Annotated in this window: 20 protein-coding genes and 1 riboswitch; of the genes, 8 read left to right on the forward strand and 12 right to left on the reverse strand. The window is 61.4% G+C overall.

Annotated elements, in window-relative coordinates:
- Nucleotides 1–131: 131 nt before the first annotated feature.
- The 3 genes from cpdA to AB7M25_RS27730 form a co-directional block, all read right to left on the reverse strand.
- Nucleotides 132–947 carry a 3',5'-cyclic-AMP phosphodiesterase gene (gene cpdA, locus AB7M25_RS27720; RefSeq protein ID WP_429560565.1) on the reverse strand — a complete coding sequence of 272 codons (816 nt, stop codon included), beginning with the start codon at nucleotides 945–947 and terminating at the stop codon, nucleotides 132–134.
- Between the two features lie 112 nt (nucleotides 948–1059).
- A complete protein-coding gene (locus AB7M25_RS27725) occupies nucleotides 1060–1512 on the reverse strand; it encodes a DUF1249 domain-containing protein (protein ID WP_007977461.1) in 453 nt (150 codons plus the stop codon).
- Nucleotides 1503–2120, reverse strand: coding sequence for an NUDIX domain-containing protein (locus tag AB7M25_RS27730; protein ID WP_015093209.1), 618 nt, complete (start codon nucleotides 2118–2120; stop codon nucleotides 1503–1505). The genes AB7M25_RS27725 and AB7M25_RS27730 overlap by 10 nt, the downstream gene beginning before the upstream one ends.
- Before the next feature lie 225 nt (nucleotides 2121–2345).
- Here AB7M25_RS27730 and AB7M25_RS27735 point away from each other — a divergent pair, with 225 nt between their 5' ends.
- Nucleotides 2346–3092 carry an RsiV family protein gene (locus AB7M25_RS27735; protein ID WP_429382552.1) on the forward strand — a complete coding sequence of 249 codons (747 nt, stop codon included), beginning with the start codon at nucleotides 2346–2348 and terminating at the stop codon, nucleotides 3090–3092.
- On the opposite strand, the gene cytX is transcribed toward AB7M25_RS27735, so the two are convergent.
- Entirely contained in the window at nucleotides 3061–4353 is a 1293-nt protein-coding gene (gene cytX, locus AB7M25_RS27740; protein ID WP_454238239.1) for a putative hydroxymethylpyrimidine transporter CytX, read from the reverse strand. The two genes, AB7M25_RS27735 and cytX, sit on opposite strands and share 32 nt — an antisense overlap.
- A gap of 133 nt (nucleotides 4354–4486) precedes the next feature.
- On the reverse strand, nucleotides 4487–6376 hold the full coding sequence (gene thiC / locus AB7M25_RS27745) for a phosphomethylpyrimidine synthase ThiC (protein WP_007977453.1): 1890 nt from the start codon (nucleotides 6374–6376) through the stop codon (nucleotides 4487–4489).
- 150 nt (nucleotides 6377–6526) lie between these two features.
- A riboswitch (TPP riboswitch) is annotated at nucleotides 6527–6632 on the reverse strand.
- Between the two features lie 205 nt (nucleotides 6633–6837).
- On the opposite strand from thiC, the gene AB7M25_RS27750 reads away from it, so the two are divergent.
- Nucleotides 6838–8277, forward strand: coding sequence for a TolC family outer membrane protein (locus AB7M25_RS27750; RefSeq protein ID WP_015093205.1), 1440 nt, complete (start codon nucleotides 6838–6840; stop codon nucleotides 8275–8277).
- A gap of 133 nt (nucleotides 8278–8410) precedes the next feature.
- Here AB7M25_RS27750 and waaA read toward each other — a convergent pair whose 3' ends face one another.
- On the reverse strand, nucleotides 8411–9688 hold the full coding sequence (gene waaA, locus AB7M25_RS27755) for a lipid IV(A) 3-deoxy-D-manno-octulosonic acid transferase (protein ID WP_429382557.1): 1278 nt from the start codon (nucleotides 9686–9688) through the stop codon (nucleotides 8411–8413).
- Between the two features lie 11 nt (nucleotides 9689–9699).
- Entirely contained in the window at nucleotides 9700–10602 is a 903-nt protein-coding gene (locus AB7M25_RS27760) for a LysR family transcriptional regulator (RefSeq protein WP_015093203.1), read from the reverse strand.
- 103 nt (nucleotides 10603–10705) lie between these two features.
- Here AB7M25_RS27760 and AB7M25_RS27765 point away from each other — a divergent pair, with 103 nt between their 5' ends.
- From AB7M25_RS27765 to AB7M25_RS27780, 4 genes are all read left to right on the forward strand, one after another.
- Nucleotides 10706–11038 carry a DMT family transporter gene (locus AB7M25_RS27765; RefSeq protein WP_007977444.1) on the forward strand — a complete coding sequence of 111 codons (333 nt, stop codon included), beginning with the start codon at nucleotides 10706–10708 and terminating at the stop codon, nucleotides 11036–11038.
- Between the two features lie 143 nt (nucleotides 11039–11181).
- Nucleotides 11182–12357: an NAD(P)/FAD-dependent oxidoreductase gene (locus AB7M25_RS27770; protein ID WP_429382562.1), complete on the forward strand. Its 1176-nt coding sequence runs from the start codon at nucleotides 11182–11184 to the stop codon at nucleotides 12355–12357.
- Nucleotides 12354–13166, forward strand: a complete 813-nt coding sequence (locus AB7M25_RS27775; RefSeq protein ID WP_429382564.1) for an aldo/keto reductase — start codon at nucleotides 12354–12356, stop codon at nucleotides 13164–13166. The genes AB7M25_RS27770 and AB7M25_RS27775 overlap by 4 nt, the downstream gene beginning before the upstream one ends.
- Nucleotides 13167–13200: 34 nt before the next feature.
- On the forward strand, nucleotides 13201–14169 hold the full coding sequence (locus AB7M25_RS27780) for a metal ABC transporter ATPase (RefSeq protein ID WP_429382566.1): 969 nt from the start codon (nucleotides 13201–13203) through the stop codon (nucleotides 14167–14169).
- A gap of 159 nt (nucleotides 14170–14328) precedes the next feature.
- Here AB7M25_RS27780 and hldE read toward each other — a convergent pair whose 3' ends face one another.
- Complete coding sequence (hldE, locus tag AB7M25_RS27785) at nucleotides 14329–15753, reverse strand: bifunctional D-glycero-beta-D-manno-heptose-7-phosphate kinase/D-glycero-beta-D-manno-heptose 1-phosphate adenylyltransferase HldE (protein ID WP_218475980.1); 1425 nt, start codon at nucleotides 15751–15753, stop codon at nucleotides 14329–14331.
- A gap of 176 nt (nucleotides 15754–15929) precedes the next feature.
- Nucleotides 15930–17732 carry a lipid A export permease/ATP-binding protein MsbA gene (gene msbA, locus AB7M25_RS27790; RefSeq protein WP_429382569.1) on the reverse strand — a complete coding sequence of 601 codons (1803 nt, stop codon included), beginning with the start codon at nucleotides 17730–17732 and terminating at the stop codon, nucleotides 15930–15932.
- Between the two features lie 154 nt (nucleotides 17733–17886).
- Between msbA and AB7M25_RS27795 the strand changes: the two genes are divergently transcribed.
- Together AB7M25_RS27795 and AB7M25_RS27800 are read left to right on the forward strand one after the other, a co-directional pair.
- Nucleotides 17887–19749: an O-antigen ligase family protein gene (locus AB7M25_RS27795; RefSeq protein WP_429382571.1), complete on the forward strand. Its 1863-nt coding sequence runs from the start codon at nucleotides 17887–17889 to the stop codon at nucleotides 19747–19749.
- Nucleotides 19749–20969 (forward strand): acyltransferase family protein, encoded by a 1221-nt coding sequence (locus AB7M25_RS27800; RefSeq protein ID WP_429382573.1) that lies wholly within the window; start codon nucleotides 19749–19751, stop codon nucleotides 20967–20969. Before AB7M25_RS27795 ends, AB7M25_RS27800 begins: the two co-directional genes overlap by 1 nt.
- Nucleotides 20970–20998: 29 nt before the next feature.
- On the opposite strand, the gene AB7M25_RS27805 is transcribed toward AB7M25_RS27800, so the two are convergent.
- The 3 genes from AB7M25_RS27805 to AB7M25_RS27815 are packed head-to-tail and all read right to left on the reverse strand — an operon-like array spanning nucleotide 20999 to nucleotide 24473.
- Nucleotides 20999–21883: a glycosyltransferase gene (locus AB7M25_RS27805; protein WP_454238240.1), complete on the reverse strand. Its 885-nt coding sequence runs from the start codon at nucleotides 21881–21883 to the stop codon at nucleotides 20999–21001.
- Nucleotides 21880–23034, reverse strand: a complete 1155-nt coding sequence (locus AB7M25_RS27810) for a glycosyltransferase family 4 protein (protein WP_454238241.1) — start codon at nucleotides 23032–23034, stop codon at nucleotides 21880–21882. The genes AB7M25_RS27805 and AB7M25_RS27810 overlap by 4 nt, the downstream gene beginning before the upstream one ends.
- Entirely contained in the window at nucleotides 23031–24473 is a 1443-nt protein-coding gene (locus AB7M25_RS27815) for a PIG-L deacetylase family protein (RefSeq protein WP_429382577.1), read from the reverse strand. The genes AB7M25_RS27810 and AB7M25_RS27815 overlap by 4 nt, the downstream gene beginning before the upstream one ends.
- Nucleotides 24474–24479 lie beyond the last annotated feature (6 nt).

A 24479-nucleotide genomic window follows, 5' to 3' on the forward strand; every position in this document is an offset into this window, starting at 1 on the left:
GCCCCGCGGCGCTCTCAGGCTTATCGCCAGCAAGCTCGCTCCTACAGGGGATTTGTGACCGACGCAGGTCAAATGTGGGAGCGGGCTTGCTCGCGAAGGCCGCGCCTCGGTTTCTGGAAATGAAAGAGCAATCAGTAGCCGTTGGAACCGTAATCCACAGTGAAATCGAACCCGGTGACCCGCTCCACACCGGTTTCCAGCCCCCCGTCGGGCAGCAGCCGCAACCAGCGATAGCCCGGCGCCTGTTCCCCGACCTTGAAATCCTCGCTGCCCGGCTCGAACTGGATGCAGGTCGAGGGTGAGGCGATCAAACGTACGCCGTTGCGCCTCTGATCGATTTCCTGGTGGACATGCCCCCACAACACCGCGCGCACCTGTTCGAAACGGTCCAGCACGGCGAACAGCGCCTCGGGATTGCGCAAGCCAATCGGTTCCATCCAGGCACAACCGATGGACACCGGGTGATGGTGGAAGCACACCAGATGATGGCGTTCCGGCGCTTCGCTCAACGAGCGGGCGAGCAACTGCAGCTGTTCATCCTGCAAATATCCCGGCACCGAGCCCGGCACCGCCGAATCGAGCATCGTGACCCGCCAGTTGCCGATATCCACCACCGGTTCGAGCAAGGCGCTCTGCACCGCCGCCTCGGCCATGACCTGCGGCTCATCGTGATTGCCGGGAATCCAGCGCGCCGGCGCATCCAACTGGCGCGTCATCTCGCGAAATTGCCGGTAGGACGCCAGCGTCCCGTCCTGGGACAGATCACCCGTGGCCAGGATCAAATCGATCTGCGGCTGTTGCGCACGCACCAGCTCGATGACCTTTTGCAGGCTGTCGCGGGTGTTCATGCCCAGCAACGCACCGTCCGCTTCGGCAAACAGATGGCTGTCGGAGAGTTGCACCAGCAACGCCGGATCGGCGGTGGTCAATGTGGATACGCTCGGCAAGGCGTTCTCCCAGGGCGTGATCACGGGGATGGGTAAGTGCCGCAATTATGCTGGGGGACGATCGAAAGGGGAAATCCGTGAACCTGACGCAGTTCACAACTGCGCTTGGCCGTTAACGTACGACTTCGTACTCATGCCCCAGCGCCAGGCAATGGCTCAGCCATTCGCCCAGAAACATGTTCAGCTGGGCCTTTTCGTCCGGCTGGTGCATCGAGGCGTTCGGGTAAGGATAGATGCCGCGAAAGCGTCGTGCATGTTCGGCGCTGACCACTTCGGCCATGCGTGCGTCGTGATAGACCTGCACTTCCAGTTGCGGCACCGGCAGCCACGGCAGGCTGTGTTCCTGGCGCACTTGCAGGGTCGTGGTGTAAGGACAGGTCAGCAATACCTCCAGGGCCAGCACGCCGAGCATCTGGTCGCCATGGGTCACGGCGATGCGCCGCGCGGCAGGCTCGCTGCGCATGTCCGGCAGCAGTCGCATCAGGCGCGCGTAGTTCGCCTCGCAGGACGCTTGCAGCCCCACCAGATCTACCCGATAGCGATCGCGCAGCTTGTTTACGACCATAACCCCCTCACTTCAACGCGGTTCAAAGCCAGCCATTGCAAGGCAATGATGCTCGCCGCGTTGGCAATTCGCCCGTCGCGCACGGCTTGCAGGGCATCTTCGAAAGCCCAGACCGTGACGCGGATATCTTCTGCCTCTTCCTCCAGCCCATGCAGGCCGCCAACCCCGGTAGTGTCACAACGCCCCAGGTACAAATGCACGAATTCGTTACTGCCGCCCGGCGATGGAAAATATTTGAGCATCGGCCAGAGCGCCCCGATTTCCAGCCCAGCTTCCTCCTGCGCTTCGCGGTGAGCAACTGCTTCCGGCACTTCATCCTTGTCGATCAGACCAGCGACCAGTTCGATCAGCCACGGGTTGTCGGTCTTGCCCATGGCGCCGACGCGAAACTGCTCGATCAGCACCACTTCATCGCGCTGCGGATCGTAAGGCAGCATGCAGACCGCATCATGGCGAACGAACACTTCACGATTGATCTCACGGCTCATGCCCCCGGCGAACAATTCGTGGCGCAAGTGCACGCGTTCGAGTTTGTAGAAACCCTCGTAGCATTTTTCGCGCCGCACGATATCAACGGCGGTCGGAATGGCGTTGGCAAAATCCGTCATGATTATCCTCGTTACTGCAAAATCCTGAACGAGGCTGCTTTTTTCCTGTGCCTCGACTTCGCGCCATCCTAACGCGCCCGTGATGTTTGATGCAGCCCCTTTCCCGTCAGCGGGATGGACGGTGAAGGCGAAACCCTCTCTAATTAGCTTAGTGGCGAACTGATTGCTTTGTTGAGAGTCGAAGCCGGTAACTTTTTGCCTTCCCCTGTTTCAGAAAGGACGCCCATGTCGCTTTTCAAAATCGCCTCCGTGGCCGCCATCGCCCTGACCCTGGGCGCTTGCGCGAGCCTGTTCCAGCCCAACTACCGGACGCCGCTGGAAACCACCCGCGACGCTTCCGAGCAACTGAAGCCCGGTTGCAGCAACCCGGAGTGTCCGCTGGTCAACATCGACACCCTGCACTTTCCGGACGAGCCTGCACTGGACGACATCATCGAAAAGCGCCTGCTGCAAATGACCCGCACCTCGCCCGATGCGCCGGTGGCACCGACCCTGGCGGCCTATCGCGAAGAGTTCCTGCGCACCGCCGGCCCGCGCAACAGCAGCTATCTGCAAGCGAAGGTACGTGAGCAGCATGACGGCTTGGTGATCATCGAATTGTCCAGCTACCTGGACACCGGCGGAGCCCATGGCACGCCAGGGCGGGGTTTCATCAACTACTCGCGCCAGCAGCATAAAGTACTGACGCTGTCCGACATGTTGGTGCCGGGGCAGGAAGACGCGTTCTGGAAAGCCGCGCAAGTGGCACACAACAGCTGGCTGATCAGCACCAAGCTCGATCAGGAACCGGAGTTCGTCAAGAGCTGGCCGTTCCAGAAAACCCAGAACGTGGCGCTGACCTACGGCGGGGTGATCCTCAAGTACGAAACCAGCACCATTGCGCCTTACGCGCTGGGCCATGTCGAACTGAAGATCCCCTACCCTCGCCTGAACGGCATCATCAAACCCGAGCTGTTTCCCGGCCGTAACTGAAGGCCCGGCCCAGCACCAGCTGCAGCAACCCTGCCAGGACCAACGCCGGCAGGGTGGCGCCGACATCCGGATACAGGTTGGCGAGCAGATGGTAAGTGCTGATCCCGCCCAGCCAGGCCAGCAGCGCCGGCCAGCGCAAAGCGGCTGAAGCCACCTGGCCGCTGCGCTTGCGCAGGATGAAGTGGTCCACCAGCACCACGCCGAACAACGGCGCAAACACCGAACCGATCAGCAGCAGGAAGTTCTGGTACTGGGCCAATGGCGCCAGCAGGGCAATCAGCGTGCAGATAACGCCGATGGCCAGGGCCAGATGCTCGACTTTGGCACGCAACAGAATCCCGCTGGACACCGCCGCCGAGTGAATATCGGCAAAGGCGTTTTCCGATTCATCCAGAAGAATCAGCAGCAGCGGAATCCCCAGGCCGGCACCGGCCAGCGCCAGCAGCAACGCATTGACTTCACCGCTCGGCGCGAATGCCAGGGTGTAGGCCACGCCCAGGCTCATCAGCCAGAAGTTACCGATAAAGAATCCGATGGCCGTGCCACCGAAGACGTTTTTCGCCCGCTTGCCAAACCGCGAGTAGTCGGCGATCAGCGGCAGCCACGAGAGCGGCATGGCAATAGCGATGTCGAAACCCACGGCGAACGGCATCGAACCGTCACCGGCCTGGGCCCACAACGCGGCCAGGTCAGCCTTGGCGAACAGGTTCCAGGTCAGCCAGATGCACGCGGCCAGCAGCAGCCAGATACCCCACTTGCGCAGGATCTGCCGGACGAAAGTCAGCGGGCCACTAACCGCCAACAAGGTCGCCAGGGCGCCGAAGAACAGGGTCCAGAGCAGCGGATTCGACAGCAGGCTGCCTTCGCTGAAGGCCTTCGCGCCCAACAGGCTGGCGGCATCGCGCATGACAATGATTTCGAACGAACCCCAACCGATCAGCTGCAGCAGGTTCAGCACCGCCGGCAGGCTCGCGCCCTTGGCACCGAGGCTGAGCTTGAGCGCGGCCATCGACGACAGGCCGGTGTCACTGCCAATCACCCCGACCGCCGCCAGCAGCAGAACGCCGACCAGGGTGCCGAGGAAAATCGCCAGCAACGAACCGGACAGGCCCAGGCCCGGTGCGAGCAATGCACCGGTCTGCAACACCATCAGGCCGATACCGAGGGAGAACCACAGGGAAAACAGATCGCGACCGCCGAACACACGTTTGTCGGTCGGCACCGCGACGTCGGGGGAGTAAGTGCTGAGTTGAATGCTCAAGGGTGTTATCTCAGAGGGACATTTGTTGTTGTGGTCTGCACAGACCTGTAGGAGCTGGCTTGCCAGCGATCAAAGGCGACGCGGTGCATCAGTGGCACCGCAATCGCCGGCAAGCCGGCTCCTACAGTTGGCATCAAACCTTCTTGTACAGCTGACTGCCTTCCTGCTTGAAGCGCTCGGCCTGTTCGGCCATGCCCTGGGCGACGTCCACGTCGACCGCTTCGATCCGTTGGTTGGCCGCATACTCGCGGACTTCCTGGGTGATTTTCATCGAGCAGAACTTCGGCCCGCACATCGAGCAGAAGTGCGCGACCTTGGCCGAATCCTTCGGCAGGGTTTCGTCGTGATACGAGCGCGCGGTGTCCGGATCGAGGCCCAGGTTGAACTGGTCTTCCCAGCGGAACTCGAAACGCGCCTTGCTCAAGGCATTGTCGCGGATCTGTGCACCCGGGTGCCCCTTCGCCAGATCGGCGGCGTGCGCGGCGATCTTGTAGGTGATGATCCCGGTCTTCACGTCATCCTTGTTCGGCAGGCCCAAGTGCTCCTTCGGCGTCACGTAGCAGAGCATGGCGCAACCGAACCAGCCGATCATCGCCGCACCGATGCCCGAGGTGATGTGGTCGTAGCCCGGCGCGATGTCGGTGGTCAGCGGACCGAGGGTGTAGAACGGCGCCTCGTCGCAGCACTCCAACTGCTTGTCCATGTTCTCCTTGATCAACTGCATCGGCACATGGCCCGGGCCTTCGATCATGCACTGTACGTCGTGTTTCCAGGCAATCTTGGTCAGCTCGCCGAGGGTTTCCAGCTCGCCGAACTGCGCTTCGTCGTTGGCGTCGGCAATCGAGCCCGGACGCAGGCCGTCGCCCAGCGAGAAGCTGACGTCGTAGGCCTTCATGATTTCGCAGATTTCGTCGAAATGGGTGTAGAGGAAGTTCTCTTTGTGGTGCGCCAGGCACCACTTGGCCATGATCGAGCCGCCACGGGACACGATGCCGGTCACGCGCTTGGCGGTCATCGGTACGTAGCGCAGCAACACGCCGGCGTGGATGGTGAAGTAGTCCACGCCCTGCTCGGCCTGTTCGATCAGCGTGTCGCGGAACAGCTCCCAGGTCAGGTCTTCGGCCACGCCGTTGACCTTCTCCAGCGCCTGGTAGATCGGCACCGTACCGATCGGCACCGGCGAGTTGCGGATGATCCACTCACGGGTTTCGTGGATGTGCTTGCCGGTGGACAGGTCCATGACCGTGTCCGAACCCCAGCGAATGCCCCAGGTCAGTTTCGCCACTTCTTCTTCGATGGACGAACCCAGGGCGCTGTTGCCGATGTTGCCGTTGATCTTCACCAGGAAGTTACGGCCGATGATCATCGGTTCCAGTTCGGTGTGGTTGATATTGGCCGGAATGATCGCGCGGCCGCGGGCGATTTCCTCGCGGACGAATTCAGGGGTGATTTCTTTCGGGATGCTCGCGCCGAAACTGTGGCCGGCGTGCTGTTGCTTCAACAGGCCGGCGGCGCGGGCCTCTTGCAGCTTCATGTTTTCGCGGATGGCGACGTATTCCATCTCGGCGGTGATGATGCCTTTGCGCGCGTAGTGCATCTGGCTGACGTTGGCCCCGGCCTTGGCGCGGCGCGGGTTGTTCACGTGGGCAAAGCGCAGTTTGGTCAGCTCTGGATCGGCAAGGCGCTCCTGACCGAAGTTCGAGCTCAGGCCACTCAGGCGTTCAGTGTCACCACGGTCGTCGATCCACGCCGAACGCACGTCGCCCAGGCCTTTACGTACGTCAATCACCACGTTGGGATCGGTGTAGGGACCCGAGGTATCGTAGACAGTCACCGGGGCGTTGATTTCGCCACCGAAGTCAGTCGGCGTCACGTCGAGGGTGATTTCGCGCATCGGCACGCGGATGTCCGGACGAGAGCCCTGGACGTAGACTTTTTGCGAACGGGTAAAAGGTTGAACCGACTGCTCATCGACCTTGGCCGACTCACTGAGGTTGATCGCGTTTTTTGCTTTTATGGTCATCACGGGCTCTCCAGACAGCATCCAGGCAGTGGATTGTCGGAGCAGAACCTGAAAGGCACGGACGCACCAGGACTGGTGCTGTGCGTCGTCACACGGGGAGCGTTCGATTGTCGAACAATTTCCCGGACGAAGCACAAGAGGACTCGCCGGGTGACGAGAAATCTTGTTCCCTACGCAGGCGCTAACCTGATCAGGTTCAACGGGATCCGAAATTATTCGATCTCAGCCTCATAGCAAGGCACCCCGACAAGAACCCGGCCAGTCTAGACACAACTGGCAAAGAACGCCAACCCCGAGGCAAATACCATGATGAATGGCGTAATAACACGCAGTATCAGGATTGTTGCCCCCCCAATGCGCAACTACACTCGCTACGCTGAGCCGCGCATTGACGCTGTCGAAGCAGGGCCTTAGCCTTGGCGCTCAAATTACCTTTGTAATATCAATTCTAGGGATCGTCTATGCTGCGCAAACTCTCACTGGCCCTTGCCGTGTCTTGTGCGTCCAACGGATTGGCCTGGGCAGCAGATGCGCCCTTATCGAACAAGAACGACCTCGTCAGCGTTTATCAGGAAGCCGTCAACAACAACGCCGATCTGGCGGCGGCCATCGCCCAATACGGCGCGCAGAAGGAGGTCGTGCCCCAGGCCCGCGCCGGGCTGCTGCCGAACCTCTCGGGCGGCGCCAATGTTTCCGAGGTGCGGACCTCGCTCGATCAACCTTCGGGCACGTCCAACCGCGATGCCCATTCCTACCAGGCCACTTTGGCGCAGCCGCTGTTCCGGGCTGACCGCTGGTTCCAGTTCCAGGCCGCCAAGGAAGTCAACGAACAAGCCGCCCTGCAACTCTCGGCGACCGAGCAGAACCTGATCCTGCAAACCGCCGACAGCTATTTCAATGTGCTGCGCACCCAGGACAACCTGGCCTCGACCAAGGCCGAAGAAGCGGCGTTCAAGCGCCAGCTCGATCAATCCAACGAGCGTTTCGATGTCGGCCTCTCGGACAAGACCGACGTGTTGAACTCACAGGCCAGCTACGACACCGCACGCGCCAACCGCATCGTTGCGCAGCGTCAGGTGGACGACGCCTTTGAAGCATTGATCACCCTGACCAACCGTCAGTACAACTCGATCTGGGGCATCAGCCATAACCTGCCGATCCTGCCGCCAGTACCGAACGACGCCAAGGCCTGGGTCGAAACCGCGGGCAGGCAGAACCTCAATCTGTTGGCCAGCAACTATGCCGTCAGCGCCGCCGAACAAACCCTCAAGCAGCGCAAGTCCGGGCACTTGCCAACGGTTGACGCGATCGCCAAGTACGAGAAAGGCGACAACGACGCACTGGGCTTCAGCAACCCGAACAACCTGCCCCAGGCGTACGGCGGCGACGTCGATCAAACCACCGTCGGCCTGCAACTGAACATCCCGATCTACAGCGGCGGCCTGATCAACTCCCAGGTGCGCCAGTCGTATGCACAACTGGACCAGACCGAGCAGCAACGCGAAGCCCTGCGCCGCAGCATCGTGGAAAACACCCGCGACCTGCACCGCGCGGTGAACACCGATGTCGAGCAGGTACAGGCGCGCAAGCAATCGATCATCTCCAACCAGAGCGCGGTGGAAGCGACTGAAATCGGCTATCAGGTGGGTACGCGAAACATCGTCGACGTGCTGGATGCGCAGCGCTCGCTCTACAACTCGGTGCGCGACTACAACAACACCCGCTACGACTACATCCTCGACAACCTGCGCCTGAAGCAACAGGCCGGCACGTTGAATCCGGGGGACCTGCAAAACCTGGCACGCTGGCTCAATCCCAACTACAACCCGGACAAGGATTTCCTGCCACCGGATCTGGCCAAGGCGGCAGAGGAGCAGTTGAAAGCACGACCGGAGCAGTAAAAGCAAAAGCTTCGCGAGCAAGCCCGCTCCCACATTGGATCTTCTGCGAGCACAGGTTTTGTGTACGACAGTTGCCCAATGTGGGAGCGGCGGTGCGACGATTCGACTTGCTCGCGAATGAAGGCAGCGCGGTCTACCGCTCGATCAACCGCCCCAATCCATCCAGCAAGCGCTGCAACGCCCCCTGGTTGGCGCGCATCACCTTCAACCCGGCCTCTGCCATGCACTGTGCATCACGCGGCAGTTCGAACAGCCGCTGCACCGCTACCGCCAGCCCTTCGGCATCCTCCACTTCCTGCAACGCCCCGGCACTGCGCAACTGCGCAGCGATTTCGAGGAAGTTGAAAAGATGCGGCCCGCTCAGCACCGGTTTGGCGAGGGCCGCCGGCTCCAGCAGGTTATGCCCGCCGTTCGGCACCAGGCTGCCGCCGACGAAAGCACTGTCAGCCAGGGCATAGAGAAACAGCAACTCGCCCATGGTGTCACCCAGCAACACTGAAGTATCGGCACTGACCGCGTCGCCACTGGAGCGCCGGACGGTGGCAAACCCTTGTTGCTGGCACAGCCCGTACACCGAATTGAAGCGTTCCGGATGACGCGGCACCAGAATCAGCAACGCATCGGGATGACTGGCCAGCAACTGACGATGAGCCGCCAGCACGACCTCGTCTTCGCCGTCATGGGTACTGGCCGCGATCCACACCGGTCGCTCCAGCGCCTGCCATTGCCCACGCAACTGGCTGGCGCGCTCGAGCAGTTGCGGGTCGATGGTCAGGTCGAACTTGATCGAGCCCGTGACTTCGACGGTTTCCGGCCGCGCGCCCAGATCACGGAAGCGTTGGGCTTCGGCTTCGGTCTGCACCGCGAACAGGCTCATCTCGGCCAGCATCGGCTGGGTCAGTTTGCGCAAGCGGCCATAGCCCCTGGCCGAACGCTCGGACAGTCGCGCATTGGCCAGCGCTACGGGAATCCCGCGTTTGGCACATTGATGGATATGGTTGGGCCACAGCTCGGTTTCCATGATCACCGCCAGTTTTGGCCGGACCCGATCGAGGAAGCGCCGGGCGGCGCACGGCAAATCGTAAGGCAGATAGCAGTGCTGGATGCGCGGCTCATTGGCAAACAGGGCCAGGATGCGTTCCGAACCGGTCGGGGTCATGCAGGTCACGGTGATCGGCAGATTCGGATAACGCGCCAGCAAGGCGCGAATCATCGGCGCGGCAGCAATGCTTTCGCCCACCGACACGGCATGCACCCAGATGCCGCCCGGTTTCATCGCCGGCATCCCATAGGAGAAGCGCTCGCCGATGCGCCTGGCATACGCCGGCGCCTTGCGTGCGCGCAGCCAAAGCCGAATCGCTACCAGTGGCAGCCCCAGATAAAACAGCGCGGTGTAGAGAGTTCTATTCATGGCGCCGGAGTTTATCGGCTTTTTTCGCCAATCGTCTGCAAGTGCACGGCAAAACGTTCGGCGAGCCAGCGCGCGGCCGGACCGAGCGGCTCGTCCCGGCGCCAAACCAGCTCCACCACCAGGGCCGGCGGGGTCCATTCGCTGACCAGTTCGACCATCTGGTTCTGATAAGTCGGGTATTGCACCACGTGGCGCGGCAACCACGCCCAGCCGAGGCCGCGCACCAGCCATTCGGCCATCACATAGAAACTGTCGGCGCGCCAGACTTGCGGGCTGGCGGGATCACTGCCGGGATAAATGCTCGACTCCGTGGACATCAGCAACTGCCGATGCTGCGCCAATTGCTGGCCGTCCACCGTGCCCTTGCCCGCCAACGGATGATCCTTGCCGCACACCGTGACCATTTCCACGCTGCCCAGCACGCGACGCTCAAGCGCCTCGGGAATCTGATCGTGAAAGAACAGCAACCCCAGGTCGGCGCGCCGCTCCACCAGCTTGCGCGCGACATCGCCCTGAGCGGCGCTGGTCAGTTGCACTTCAAGGCTGGGGAATTTTTCCGCCAGGGCCTCGAAGCTTTCGATGATCGGCTGATAAGGCATCGCCTCATCCTGAGCCACGCGCAGTCGTGCCTCCTGGCCGCGCATCATCGCCAATGCCCGGCCATTGAGTCGTTCGCACTGACGCAACACTTCCCGTGCTTCGTCCAGCAACGCGGTACCGGCTTCAGTGAGCTTCGGTTGACGGCCGCTGCTGCGGTCGAACAGGCTGACGCCCAGGTCATCCTCCAGCAACGCTATCGCACTGCTGACCGCCGACTGCGCCTTGCGCTGATCCCGCGCTACGGCAGAAAACGAACGCTGCTCCGCTACGCTGACAAACAACCGTAGTTGCTCCAGATTCCACTGCATGCTCATGGCTCAACCCATCTCTTGAACAGATAGGTAATGACTTTACCGCATCTGGCAAATCACTAGAATGCCGACCTCAGAGAGCAACACTTCACACGAGGATTGACCCATGACCGCTTACTACTACCTGGCCATCGCCATCTGCGCCGAAGTGATTGCCACTGTTTCGATGAAAGCCGTCAAAGGCCTCAGCACCCCGCTGCCACTGGTGCTGGTCATCCTCGGCTACGGCATTGCCTTCTGGATGCTGACCCTGGTGGTGCGCAGCGTTCCCGTGGGTGTGGCGTATGCCGTGTGGGCCGGCATGGGGATCGTGATGGTCAGCGTCGCGGCGCTGTTTATCTACGGGCAGAAGCTGGATGTTCCGGCGATGCTGGGGATGGCGTTGATTGTGCTGGGGGTTGTGGTCATCCAGCTCTTCTCCAAGACTGCCGGCCATTAAGAACCTGTAGGAGCCGGCTTGCTGGCGATCAAGCCCAAGCGGTGTGCCAGACACACCGCTTTCGCTGGCAAGCCAGCTCCTACAAACATCTAACCCGCCGCCCTTGTATACTGCGCCCTCGTCTTGAACACAGAGGTCGCTGCATGCCATCCGTTATTTCCACCGACGTTCTGATTGTCGGCGCTGGTGTCGCCGGCCTCTGGCTGAACGCGCGCCTGCGCCGCCAGGGTTTTTCGACCGTGCTGGTGGAAAGCGCCAGCCTCGGCGGCGGGCAGACCGTGAAGTCCCAGGGCATTATCCACGGTGGTGCCAAGTACGCATTGCACGGTGCCCTGACCGGCGCTTCGGAAGCCATCGCCGATATGCCGCGCCGCTGGCGTGCAGCCCTGGCCGGTGACGGCGAGCTGGACCTGTCTGGTGTGCGCCTGCTCTCCGAAGCCCATTACCTGTGGTCCCCTGGCACCCTCGCCGGCAACCTGACCAGTTTCTTCGCCAGCAAGGCCGTGCGCGGTCGCGTCGATCAGGTCAAGGGCGACCAGTTGCCGCCCGCGCTGCAAGACAAGCGCTTCAAGGGCAAGGTCTATCGCCTGGCGGAACTGGTGATCGATGTGCCGAGCCTGATTCAGCGCCTGGCCGACCTCGCCGGTGACGGCTTGCTCGCCGGGCAGAAAATCGAACCGCTGCTGGAGGGTGGCGTGCTGGTCGGCCTGATCGTCGATGAGCGCGAGATCCGCGCCCAGCGCATCGTCTTGAGCGCCGGCGCGGGCACGGCGCAACTGCTCGAAGCATTGGGCCTCAGCGAGCCGGCGATGCAGCGTCGACCGCTGCACATGATCATCGCCAAGGGGCCGAGCCTCAAACCGCTGTACGCCCACTGCCTGGGCGGCGGCACCAAACCGCGCATTACCGTCACCACCCACCCGGCCGCCGACGGTCAATGGGTCTGGTACATGGGTGGCGACATCGCCGAAAGCGAAGGCGTGCTCCGTGAGCCTGCGGAGCAAATCGCCACCGCACAGAAAGAACTCGGCCAGTTGCTGCCGTGGATCGACCTGAGCACAGTGCAGTGGGCCACCCTGCGCGTGGATCGCGCCGAACCTCTGCAATCGGGCCTGACCCGACCCGACAATGCGTTTCTCGCAGAAGAAGGCCGGCTGCTGGTGGGCTGGCCAACCAAACTCGCCCTGGCGCCGGACTTCGCTGACCGGGTCATCGCCAGCCTGACCCGCGACGGTATCCAGCCAGGTCACCCGGCAGCGTTGCCTGAACTGCCGAGGCCGCCGATGGGCGTACCGGCCTGGGAGCAACTGCTGCCATGAGCCAACCGACCCTGCATGACTTGCATCGCCCGCTGGGCAGCAGCGGCCTGCTGGTTTCACCCCTGGGCCTGGGCACGGTGAAACTGGGCCGCGACCAAGGCGTGAAATACCCCAGCGGCTTCCGGATTCCCGATGACGATGAAGCGCGCATGCTGCTCAAACTCGCCCGCGACCTGGGCATCAACCTGATCGACACTGCCCCGGCCTATGGCCGCAGCGAAGAACGCCTCGGTCCGTTGCTGCGTGGCCAGCGTCAGGATTGGGTAATTGTAAGCAAGGTGGGTGAAGAATTTGCCGATGGCCAGTCCCGTCACGATTTCAGCGCGGCACACACGCGCATGTCGGTAGAGCGCAGCCTGCAACGCCTGGAAACGGACTTCATCGATCTGGTGCTGGTGCACTCCGATGGCAACGACCTGGCGATCCTCAATGACTGCGAAGTCTACGAAACCCTCGCCGAACTCAAGGCCGAAGGCAAGATTCGCGGCTTCGGGTTTTCCGGCAAGACCGTCGAAGGTGGATTGAAGGCGCTGGAGCAAGGCGACTGCGCGATGGTCACCTACAATCTGAACGAACAAAACGAGAAGGCCGTCATTGACTATGCTGCTGCACACGGCAAAGCCATTCTGGTCAAGAAAGCCCTCGCCAGCGGTCACGCATGCCTGAGTCCGGGCGTGGACCCGGTGCGCGCCAGTTTCGAGTTGCTGTTTGAACATCCGGGCGTTGCCAGTGCTATTGTCGGGACCATCAATCCGCTGCACCTCGCCCACAATGTCGCGACCGTTGCCCAGGTCCTACGTAGCCACTGACGCCGCACCCACGCGGCCTTAAGCAGGAGCCGACATGTCGCGCACGCTCATCAGAAAGAACCCGAGCAACTTCAAGACCCTGCCGTTATTCGTCGAAGCGACTCCTGAAGGCCTGAGTTACCAGAGCGTCGGCAGGCCGCTGAATTTCTCCCAGACCCTGCAACGTCGTCGGCCGGTCACGGTCGGCGACAGCGAACGATTTGCCCTGGAACTGGCCAATCTCGGAGTCTCGGTGCGCCTGACCCTGCATTGGCAGAATCGCGACTACTGGGTGCTGGTGCGTCAGCGTCGGCAGGACCGTGGTGACGTGGTGCTCAAGCTGATTTCCGGTTACGTGCCGGCCCACGAACTGAACCTCCCCCTGCACACGGCGATCCAGGAGATTGCCGAAGAATGCCTGCTGGAAACCCCGGAGGGCTGGCTCGGTGGCCGGTTCAATGACACCTGGCTGCCGGCGCCCTACTCGGCCGCCCTGCATTACCGCGAAGCCCTGCCGTTTCGCTTGTCGCCACTGTCCGGCTCGGCGCGGCCGGTGCGTTGCGCCAACCTGACGTTGATGGAGCGTCCGCGGGCTTACGTGCATTTGCCGACGGCGTCGCTACAACTGATTTACGACCTGCGCCTGGACGTTCCCAAGGAAGCCAAGTCCCTGAGCCTGTTCCATGTCGATGAAAGGCTGGAAGGCGATCAACTCGTCGCCCGTCTCGACCGCAAGCGCCCCGATCTGTACTTGATGCCCTTGCAGGACGGCCATCCGATGGCTGAGCTCTACACCCTGAAAAAGGATCAACTGTACCCGGCCAGCACGCGCGGCCTGTACCTGGCCGAGAGCTTTGCCCGGCAGGAAGGCTGGCTGGTGCGCGATGAACGAATCCGCTGGAAGGACTGGGTGAGGCAGCAGGGTTTGACCCCGCCGGGGAAGGATTCAGGTTTGGCGCGGTTAAGCGGGAAGGCGAAATTGTTGCTGAAGAAGATCGTGCCGCGTAAAAAAGTCAGCTCCTGAAAGCAAAAGATCGCAGCCTGCGGCAGCTCCTACAGGTGTACACATAACCTTGTAGGAGCCGGCTTGCCAGCGATGGAACCAAGGACGCCGCATTTACTCAGCAGATACGCGTCATCGTTAACGACCATCGCTGGCAAGCCAGCTCCTACAAAAGCTGCATCACTCGGATTTGCGGATCTTCTCGACAATCGCCGTGGTCGAGCTGTTTTCCACCAGCCCCAGCACTTTCACGGTACCGCCGTAGGCCGTCACGATGTCCGCGCCGACCACCTGGTCGATCCCGTAGTCGCCACCCTTGACCAGCACGTCCGGCTTGATCGCGCTCAGCAGGTTTTCCGGGGTGCCTTCCGGGAAACTGATGACCCAGTCCACCGCGCCCAGCCCGGCCAGTACCGCCATGCGCCGGTCGACACTGTTGATCGGACGGCCCGGCCCTTTCAGGCGGCTGACCGATGCGTCGTCGTTGATCGCGACGATCAGGCGGTCACCCTGGGCCCGCGCCTGTTCCAGATAGGTCACGTGGCCGGCATGCAGGATGTCGAAGCAACCGTTGGTGAACACGATCCGCTCGTTGTGCGCGCGGGCATCATCGACCGCCAGCAACAGTTGCTCAAGACCCAGCACACCGCGCTCGGAACCCTCCGCGCGCTGGATCGCACGACGCAGTTCCGGCGCACTGATGGCCGCCGTACCGAGCTTGCCGACCACGATACCGGCCGCCAGGTTGGCCAGGGCCACGGCATGAGGCAGCTCTTCACCGGCGGCAATCGCCGCTGCCAGGGTGGAAATCACTGTATCGCCGGCACCGGTCACGTCGAACACTTCACGGGCACGGGCCGGCAAGTGCAGCGCCGGATGATCCGGACGCAACAAGGTCATGCCGTGCTCGCCACGGGTCACCAGCAAGGCACCGAGGTCCAGGTCGTGCATCAGTTGCGCGCCCTTGTTGACCAGCTCGTGTTCATCGGCGCAACCACCGACGATGGTTTCGAATTCGTTGAGGTTCGGCGTGATCAGGCTGGCGCCACGGTAGATCGAAAAATCCTTGCCCTTTGGATCGGCCAGCACCGGAATGCCGCGGGCCCGGGCGGCCTGGATCAGTGCCTGATGATTTTTCAGTGCGCCTTTGCCGTAGTCGGACAGCACCAGCACCTTGATGCCTTCGAGCAACTCGTCGACCTGCGCGGCCAGCGCCAGCGCGTCGGTGGCGAAGGGCTCTTCGAAGTCGATACGCAGCAGTTGCTGGTGACGACTCATGACCCGCAGCTTGACGATGGTCGGCTGGTGCGCAATGCGCTGGAAGATGGCGCGCACGCCAGCGCCCTTGAGGCTGTTGACCAGGCTATTGGCAGCTTCATCGTCGCCGGTTACACCGACCAGCGAGGCGGGAGCCCCCAGGGCGGCAATGTTCAAGGCAACGTTGGCAGCGCCACCCGGACGGTCCTCGATGTGATCGACCTTGACCACCGGCACCGGCGCCTCAGGGGAAATCCGTGAGGTACCACCATGCCAGTAACGGTCGAGCATGACATCGCCGACCACCAAGACAGGGGCTTGATCGAATCGCGGCATGGACAACTTCATGGTGCAACCCACATACAGAATGAACAGGGGCGCGATATTAACACAGGGTTGGCGTCGGCTTGTGCGGTGGCTGCAACGGGATGATTTGCCGGGTGTTTTTGCTCGTTTTTTGAGCAAAAGAACCGTCAGGCGACGGCACCGGCACGAAAGGGCGAGCCAGGCTCGCCCTTTCGGGGTCAGGCGATGTCTTCGGCCGGGGCGTCGAGGCCCATCGCGTTGAGGCGCGAGTAGTAGCCGTTTTGCGCCAGCAGTTGCTCGTGGGTGCCGCGCTCGACGATTTTCCCCTGATCCATGACCAGGATCAGGTCGGCCTTCTCGATGGTCGACAAGCGGTGAGCGATCACCAGCGTGGTGCGACCTTTCATGACCTGATCCAGGGCCGCCTGGATATGCCGTTCGGACTCGGTATCGAGTGCCGAAGTCGCCTCGTCGAGAATCAGCAGCGGGGCATTCTTCAACAGCGCCCGGGCAATCGCCAGGCGCTGACGCTGGCCACCGGACAACAGCACGCCGTTTTCCCCGACCTGGGTGTCCAGGCCTTCGGGCAATTGAGCAATGAAGTCCATCGCGTAGGCATCCCGGGCCGCTTTTTCGATGTCTTCACGAGGTGCGCCAGCCAGGTCGCCATAGGCGATGTTGTTGGCCACGGTGTCGCTGAACAGGGTCACGTGCTGGGTCACCTGGGCGATATGCCGACGCAGGTTCAACAGCTTGTACTGTTCCACCTCGACGCCATCGATGAGGATTTCGCCCTTGTCGTGGTGATAGAAACGCGGAATCAGGTTGGCCAGGGTCGACTTGCCGCTGCCCGAACGTCCCACCAGCGCCACCATTTGCCCGGGCTCGACCGAGAAACTGATGTCATTGAGCACCTGACGCTCGGTGTCAGGGTAGGTGAAGCTGAGGTTGCGCACGTCCAGGCGGCCGCTGACGACATCTCGCTCGACGGTACCGGTATCGACTTCAGGCTCGACGTCCAGTTGCTCGAAGATACTTTCAGCACCGGCCACACCTTTCTGGATGGTCGAGCTGACTTCGGACAGCTGGCGAATCGGCTTGGGCAGCAGGCCGGCCAGGGTGATGTAGGCCACCATGTCGCCGGCGGACGCATCGCCCCGCAGGAACAGCACCAGGAACATCAGCACGGCCATGGCGGTGTAGATCACCAGCTGCAGCAGCGGCGTATAGATGGCGCCGGTGCGGGTCATGCGCAATTGCTTGTCGGTATTGCCCTGGCTGGCGTCGAAGAAGCGTTTCTCTTCGTACTTTTCACCGCCGAAGCTGCGCACCACGCGATAGCCCTGGATCGTTTCGGACGCCACGTGCGTCACGTCTCCCATGGCCAGCTGGATTTTCTTGCTCTGCTTGCGGAATTTCTTGCTGGCCGTGCGCACCATGATGGCAATCAGCGGCAGGATGGCGACCATCACCAGCGTCAGGCGCCAATTCATGAACAGCAGCGAGGCAAACAGGAAGATCACCGTCATGCCTTCACGAATTACGACCTTGATCGCATCTGTTGCCGCCCCCGTGACCATGGTCACGTTGAAGGTGATACGTGAAATCAGGTGCCCCGAGTTATGCTTGTCGAAATACCGGTTCGGCAACACCAGCAGGTTGTTGAACAGCTGGACCCGCAAGTCATGGACCAGGCCCAGGGAAACCTTGGCCAGGAAGTAATTGCCCAGGTATGACCCCAGCCCCTGCCACGCCGCGATCAGGATGATCAGCAACGGCACCGCCTGCAGCAGTTGCAGGTCGCGCAGGTAAGGCACGGTTGGAAACAGCGCCGCTTCAGGATTGGATAGACCGTCGACGAAGTACTTGAGGATGTAGCCCAGCATTGGCTGCGTCGAAGCGAAAATCAGAAAACCGACGATGCTGATCAGGAACAGGCTGATATACGGCCGGACATAGCCGAGCAGACGGAAGTAGATTTTCAAGCTCGATGGGCTTGCGGAGAGACTGGAGTCGGTCATATCACGCGAATGTCGATGAAAAGGACGCTGACTTTAGCACAGCTTCCCCAGGGTTCTGGCAATCGCATACAGTCTGTGTATTGTGGCGCGTCAAATAGCCACCCGCTGCCCCTGCCTTGGTATGGTCGCTCAATTCAGGAATAAGTTACTCAGCATGCAATTAAACGCTTTGAACAGCACGTCCAATAGAATCTTCGATTTCATTTGTTTGTGGATCCTTCCACTCGGTTACTTATTGCTGCTTTGCGCCCTGTTTTTCCTGCCCGGGCGCAGTGTGCTCCACAAGCTCTACTATGGCCTGTTCAGCATTCCGGCACTGATTGCGCTGTGCTTGCGTCCGCGGCTCGCCAAGGAACTGCTGCACGAACCGATCGTCATTGCAGTCCTGCTGTTTGTGGCGTGGGCGATGCTCAGCCTGGGCTGGGGCCCGGGCGACGAAATCGACTTCGGTCAGTTCAAACCGCCATTGCATACCCTGATGCTGTTCGTTGGCTGCTACCTGCTGGTGCGCTATCGCAGCGAAATCATCCAGCCTTTGCTTTTCTGCGCAGCAACGGTGGCGCTGATCACCTCTGTCTACAACCTGTACCGGTTCGGCCTGATCTACCAGCCGGAAATGCGCATGATCGGAGTCGGCGCGTTCGACAATCCATTGCTCAGCTCCCACGTCTTCGGCTTTTTCTGTACCTATTGGCTAAGCCTGAGCATGACCTGCAAGCGCCCCCGGATACTTTGGTTGAGCTTGCCAGCGATGGCGATCATGTTCGCCACCGTGCTGGCCACCGGTTCCAGGACGCCACTGGTTGCACTGACAATCGCGGCGCTGTGGCTGTGTTTCATCTGCTGGAATCGACGCTCGGTCCTTTTGCTTGCCTCCATGTTCATTGCCGGAACGGCGACTTTGGCGCTATTTGCGGACAAAATCTTCGAAAGAGGCAGCTCCTTCCGCATCGAGCTCTGGCAATTGACCCTGGGCCGGATCGCGGAGCATCCGTGGATTGGACATGGCTACAACGCCGAGTTGACCCTGGACCCGGGCGTCGGCTACAGCCTGCAAGAGCCCCATAGCTTTGCCCTGGGCGTGCTCTACTATGTTGGCATTATCGGCCTGCTGCCATGGCTGTTCTTCCACGCATGGGGCTTCATCAGTAGCCGGCGTCATCGCGTGCAACCGCTGCTCATCATTGCCTCGGCCTGGCTGGCGTTCGGCATCGGCGCGGGTCTGACTGAAGGTGGCGGGATTATCTCGCGCCCAAAAGAGCACTGGTTCCTGCTGTGGATCCCCCTGGCGCTGATTGCCGCATTGAGCATCAATCAACGGGCCAGACGCCTGCTGGACGTGCCGATCAGGACCACGACGCCAAGCGCCCTCCAGCAGCTGACGGCCGATGCCCGGGTCATCGAAGAAGACGGTTTGGGCCCCAAAGTCCTGCGCCTGACCGACGGCAGCTTTCTCAAGCTGTTCCGCCGTCGTCGCTGGTATACCTCGGGCAGTTTCACGCCCTATTCCGATCGTTTCGCCGTCAACAGTGTGCAACTGCGCGGCATGGGTATCCCGACCCCGCAAATCCTCAACCTCTACCGGTTCGAAGACGGCAGCACCGCAGTGCACTACTCGCCGTTGCCGGGCAACACGCTGCGCCAGATCCTGCAAGGCATCACCGCCCCGGCGGTGCGCCAGGCACTGGTGGAGCGCTTCGGCAAGTTCATGGCTCAACTGCACCAGAAAGGGATCTACTTCCGCTCCCTGCACCTGGGCAATGTGCTGGTGCTGGAGGACGGAGAGTTCGGCCTGATCGACCTGGCCGACCTGCGAATCTACCCTTCTTCATTGAGCCCTTCCCTGCGTCGGCGTAATCTGCGCCATATGCAGCGCTACGCAGAAGATCGACGTTGGCTGTTCGAAGACCACTTCGAAGCGCTACTGCAGGGATACGCCTCGGCGGCCTCGAAAGCCGACGTGGATAATTTGCACAGGCAAGTGCTGGCGGGGAGTCCTCCGGCCCGGGCTCACTGATGACAGAAACCAACCCGCTTATCGCGATGACGGGCTACCTGCTTGCCATCGCGACCGCTGCGCTTGTGCTGCGCACGGTGCCAGGATTCTCCCGACAGCTGGAGCATGGTGGTGAAAGCCGCTTTGCCAGCATCGACGGCTTGCGCGGGTATCTGGCTTTCGGCGTGTTCGTGCACCACTCGGTCATTACCTGGATCTTTCTGCGAACCGGCGTGATCGATTTTCCGCCGAGCAATTTCTACTCGCAGCTCGGCCAGGGCAGCGTTGCCCTCTTCTTCATGATCACCGGATTTCTGTTCTGGGACCGTTTGCTCACCCACGGGCGGCAACACGACTGGCTGGCATTTGCGGTATCGCGGCTGTTTCGCCTCTATCCGCTCTACCTGCCGCTGATGCTGGCCGTGTTTGTCTGTGTGTTCTATCTGCAGGACTGGGAACTCAAGGACTCCGGTATCCAGCTCATCGGCCAGGCCCTGGCCTGGCTGACCTTCGACCGGCCAGACGTCAACCAGTACCACCCGACGGGCATGCTGATCTCCAATGTCACCTGGACGCTGGAGTACGAGGTTTTTTTCTATCTGGCCCTGCCACTGGCCGCCATGGTGTTCATTTATCGCGGGGGCTGGATGCAGACGGTGCTGTGCCTGATCGGCATCTGCACCCTGTACCAGGTGCTCGGCTGGGAACACTCGCTGAAGAAGCACTTCCTGGCCAGCTTCCTCGGTGGCATCGCTGCGGCGTACTGGATTCGCCGACCACAATGGGTCGCCTGGAGCCTGACTCCACAGGCGGGCATCATCGCCCTGCTCGCCCTGGCCATCGCCTTTACGGTGTTCAACCGTGCATTCAACCTGGGGGCGCTACTGCTGCTGTCACTGTTTTTTGTGATCGTGGCATCCGGCAATACCCTGTTCGGCGCCCTGAGGCCACGCAGCATTCGCTGGCTGGGGGAAATCAGCTACAGCACGTATTTGCTGCACGGTTTCGTACTCTGGATTCTGGTGCAGCGACTGCCGCCGTTGTTGCATCTAGACGCCCGGCAAGCCTGGGTCTTCCTGCCGTTGCTGGCCGTGTGCAGTTGCCTGCTGATCATCATCAGCAGCCTGACTTACCAGTACATCGAAAAGCCCGGTATCAATGCCGGCAAAAAAACCCTGCACTGGTTGCGCCAGAACAGGAAGGCTGGGGAAGAACTGGAGAAGACGGCTCAACAAAGTTGAGCAATCCCCTCTCGAGTCCAGCCCCTGGCTCAGTCTTTCTCGAGCCGTGAGAAATACATCCGGCCCAACCCGCGCCAGGTTTTCTTGTTCCAGGCCTTGAAAGGAATCTGCGCCAGCAACTCACGCGCCAGCTTGCGATCACGGTTGGCGGTCTTGAGGAACATGGAATTGAGAAACTTGTAGCGCACCTCGTCATACAGCGGGTGATCGCTGAACAGCGCGTAGGTGCGCAGGATGCTGTCGATCATGAATCGGTGATTCTTGTAGGAGTTGGTGGCGTGCTTGCGATAGCGCGCCATCAACACGTTCAAACCATCGATGTAGTAACCGGCATGGGTCACCTTCAACTCGATCAGCAAATCTTCCAGGCGTATGGTCGGGTCGAAACCGCCCACCTTCTCCAGCGCTTCGCGCCGGATCATCAGGGTGGGTGCCGGAGGATAGGGTTTGCGCTCCAGGAACATGTCATCGAAGTCCAGCCGACGGAACGGCACATCCCGGCGCTGGCGCTTCTCCGGGTAGAGGTTGCCGTCGGCATCGATCAGTTCGATGTTGCCGGCGCAAATGCCGACCTCGGGCTTGCCGTCCATATGCGCGACCTGGATGGCGATTCGCTCCGGCAACATGATGTCATCCGAACCGAACGGCACGATCAGGCTGCCCTTTGCCCGGGCAATCGCACCATTGAGGGTGTTGGTCAGCCCCTGGTTTTCCTGGACCCGAAAGTCGAAGCCATGGGTGGCCTGCAACGCCTTGATCCGCTCGACGCTGTCATCCTTCGAACCATCGTCGACCACCAGCAACTCAATGTTCCGATAGGTCTGGTTGAGGACGCTGAGAATGCTCTGCTCGATGTAGGGGCCGTGGTTGTACGACGCGATAATGACCGTGACGATGGGTTGCGCGTCGTTCATGGCTGTTCCTTGCGGGCCTGTTCCAGGCCGGAGTCGATCAGATTGAGGTATTCGCGACGGAACTCCTCGATGTCATGGTGTTGTTGCAGATAACGGAAAGCCTGCTCGCCCTTGGCCTTGAGTTCGTCATCCGACAGCCCGAGGTACGTTTCCAGCGCAGCTTGCAGCGTCGGCACATCCTTGGGCGTAATCGCCAGGCCACCGGCCCCCTCGATGAGCGGCAACATGGCCGGCACGTTCGAGGCAATCACCGGCAAATGCCCGCTCATGCCTTCGAGCAGCGCCAACCCGAGGCCCTCGGCCAGGGACGGCATGGTCCAGATGTCGAAAGCGCGAATGTACTGCAGGGCAATTTCCTTGAACCCCAGCAAATGGGCGCGACCGCCGAGGCCAAGGCGGTCGATCTCCGCGGCCAGGCGCGACTCTTCGCGGCCGGCACCGATGATCGCCAACTGGGTATCCGGGTACTTGTCCTTGAGCGCGGCAAAGGCCTGCAGCAAATAGATATGGCCCTTGACCGGCACCAGCCGCCCCAGTGCACCGATCAGCCGTACCGACGGATCGATGCCGAGCATTTCACGGGCCTTTTCACGAGTGTGCTGCAGATCTTCGGCTTGCTCGATGTCGATGGCATTGGTGATGGCGTAGGTATTCTGGTCGGTGAAGCCACAGTCGCAGTCCAGCAGATACTGCTTCACCGCTGGCGACACGCCGACGAAACGCCAGTGACGATCGATCAGGCGCTGGGTCTGGCGGCGCCGGTAAAAACGGTCGTACTCGCCAAAGCCGTGGGAAATGCCGATGCACAGCGGTACTTTCAACCAACGGTTGAGCGCCAGCATCATGTTCACCGGCTTGAAGCGGTTGCAGATCACCACATCGAATTTTTCCCGGCGGCAGAACTTGTACAGCTGCCACATCGCCCGCAGGCGCATGCCCTTGAGGGACTTGTCGGAAAACTCGAAATACACCGAACGATCGGCCCGGCTCACCGCTTCGCCCGGCCCGGGTTTGCCCCGCAGAAACGCGGCGGTCACTTCATATCGATCGGTGGGCAGGGCCTTGACGATTTGCTCCGCGAGGTCGGCGAAATCATGGGCTTTGACGTTGTAGTCAGGCTGCAGCTGCAGGACCTTTGACCGCTGACTCATAACTCTCCCCGCTGAGAAACATTGCCTGGTGTGTGCTTGATGGACCACAAAAGCTCGTGGCGCCGGACGGCCTTGCGAAAGAATTCGTTCTCGCCATAGGTGGGCGGCACCCGGCCAGCCAACAACCGCTGGATCAAGCGACGCAAGCGGCGCTTGAACGGCATCGGCGGCTGCAGGTCGTGCATCATGCCCAACGCCATGGCCTTGTCCCGCTGTTGCTCCAGCGGTATCGGCAGGCAAAAAGGCTGCATCGGCTGGACGGAATCGAAGGCCGGCGGCAAGGCGATGCCGTCACCGCTATCGCCCATCGGCCAACGGTCGTTGTCGTGCAAGTGATTGGCGTAGCCCAACAGCGTGGTCGGTTGCCAGTCCAGGCCTTGCAAGGCCTCGAGGACTGCCGCCTGGGCGCAGATATGATCGGGGTGCGGATCCAGGGTCGGATGCGGCAGGACGATGACCTCGGGCCGGGCCCGCAGCAGCAATTCGCGCAGATCGGCCAGCAAGTTGTTCCAGGTCGGCGCGCCATCGACATCGCCTGGCAGCGTGAACGGATTCAACTGGCGAAATAGTCGGGTGTCGCTCAGGTCCGCTTCCCGCGATCCCGCCGGCACGCCAGGCGCGGCCTGCATGCTCGCCAGTTGCAGGCAGAAATAACCCAGCTGTACACAGCGAGCCTCGGGCACACCGGCCCAACGCGGTACGGCAATGCTGTCCCAGGTGCGCAGGCGGCCTTTCAAGCGGGCCGCATCGACCTTGTTCAGGCCCATCTGCCGGTAGTGTTCGGCCTCGATTTCACCGGCAGTCAGCGTGACGATCCAGGTTTCGTCGGCCTGGCTGTACAAACCGTAGGCCGCCAGCTCGGCGTCATCGGCGTGGGGCGCGATGACCATCACCCGCTGACGCCGGTAATCCGGATGTTCCAGCGCCCACAGCACCGGCTCACCGAACACCCGACAGAAACGCCCGCGCAAGCGCAGGTCACCACGGGACAGTGCCTGAGCCTGACCACTGAGATTGAGGTAACGCAGGCCGTTTACGCCCCGTTCGAAGGTTTGTCGGTCAGGGTTTTCGCCCCCCGCCAACTCGACCACCGGATCGAAAAAACGACCCAGCCAGGTGCTTTTTACCCGCAGGGCCAGCACCAGCGTCGCGTCGTCGACCAGCATCACGCCCTCGTCCAGGCGCAAATGTTCACCGCTCAGGTGCACCTTGGGCTGTGGCGTGTACGGGGGAAAGCTGTACTGGTAATCGTCTTTCGGCGAGTAGAACAGATGGTCGGCAAACCAGGCTTCGTGGGCCATCCAACCCAGAACCGCCAGCACCAGCGGCAACCACCAGGCCACCAGCACACCGATGACGATCAACAGCACCAGCGCAATCAACAGGCCGATACGTTTAGTGCGCCGATGGCGCTTGAGCAGTTGCTGTTTGCGGCTCATGGCTTG

This window comes from Pseudomonas sp. AP3_22 TE3818, assembly GCF_053628995.1.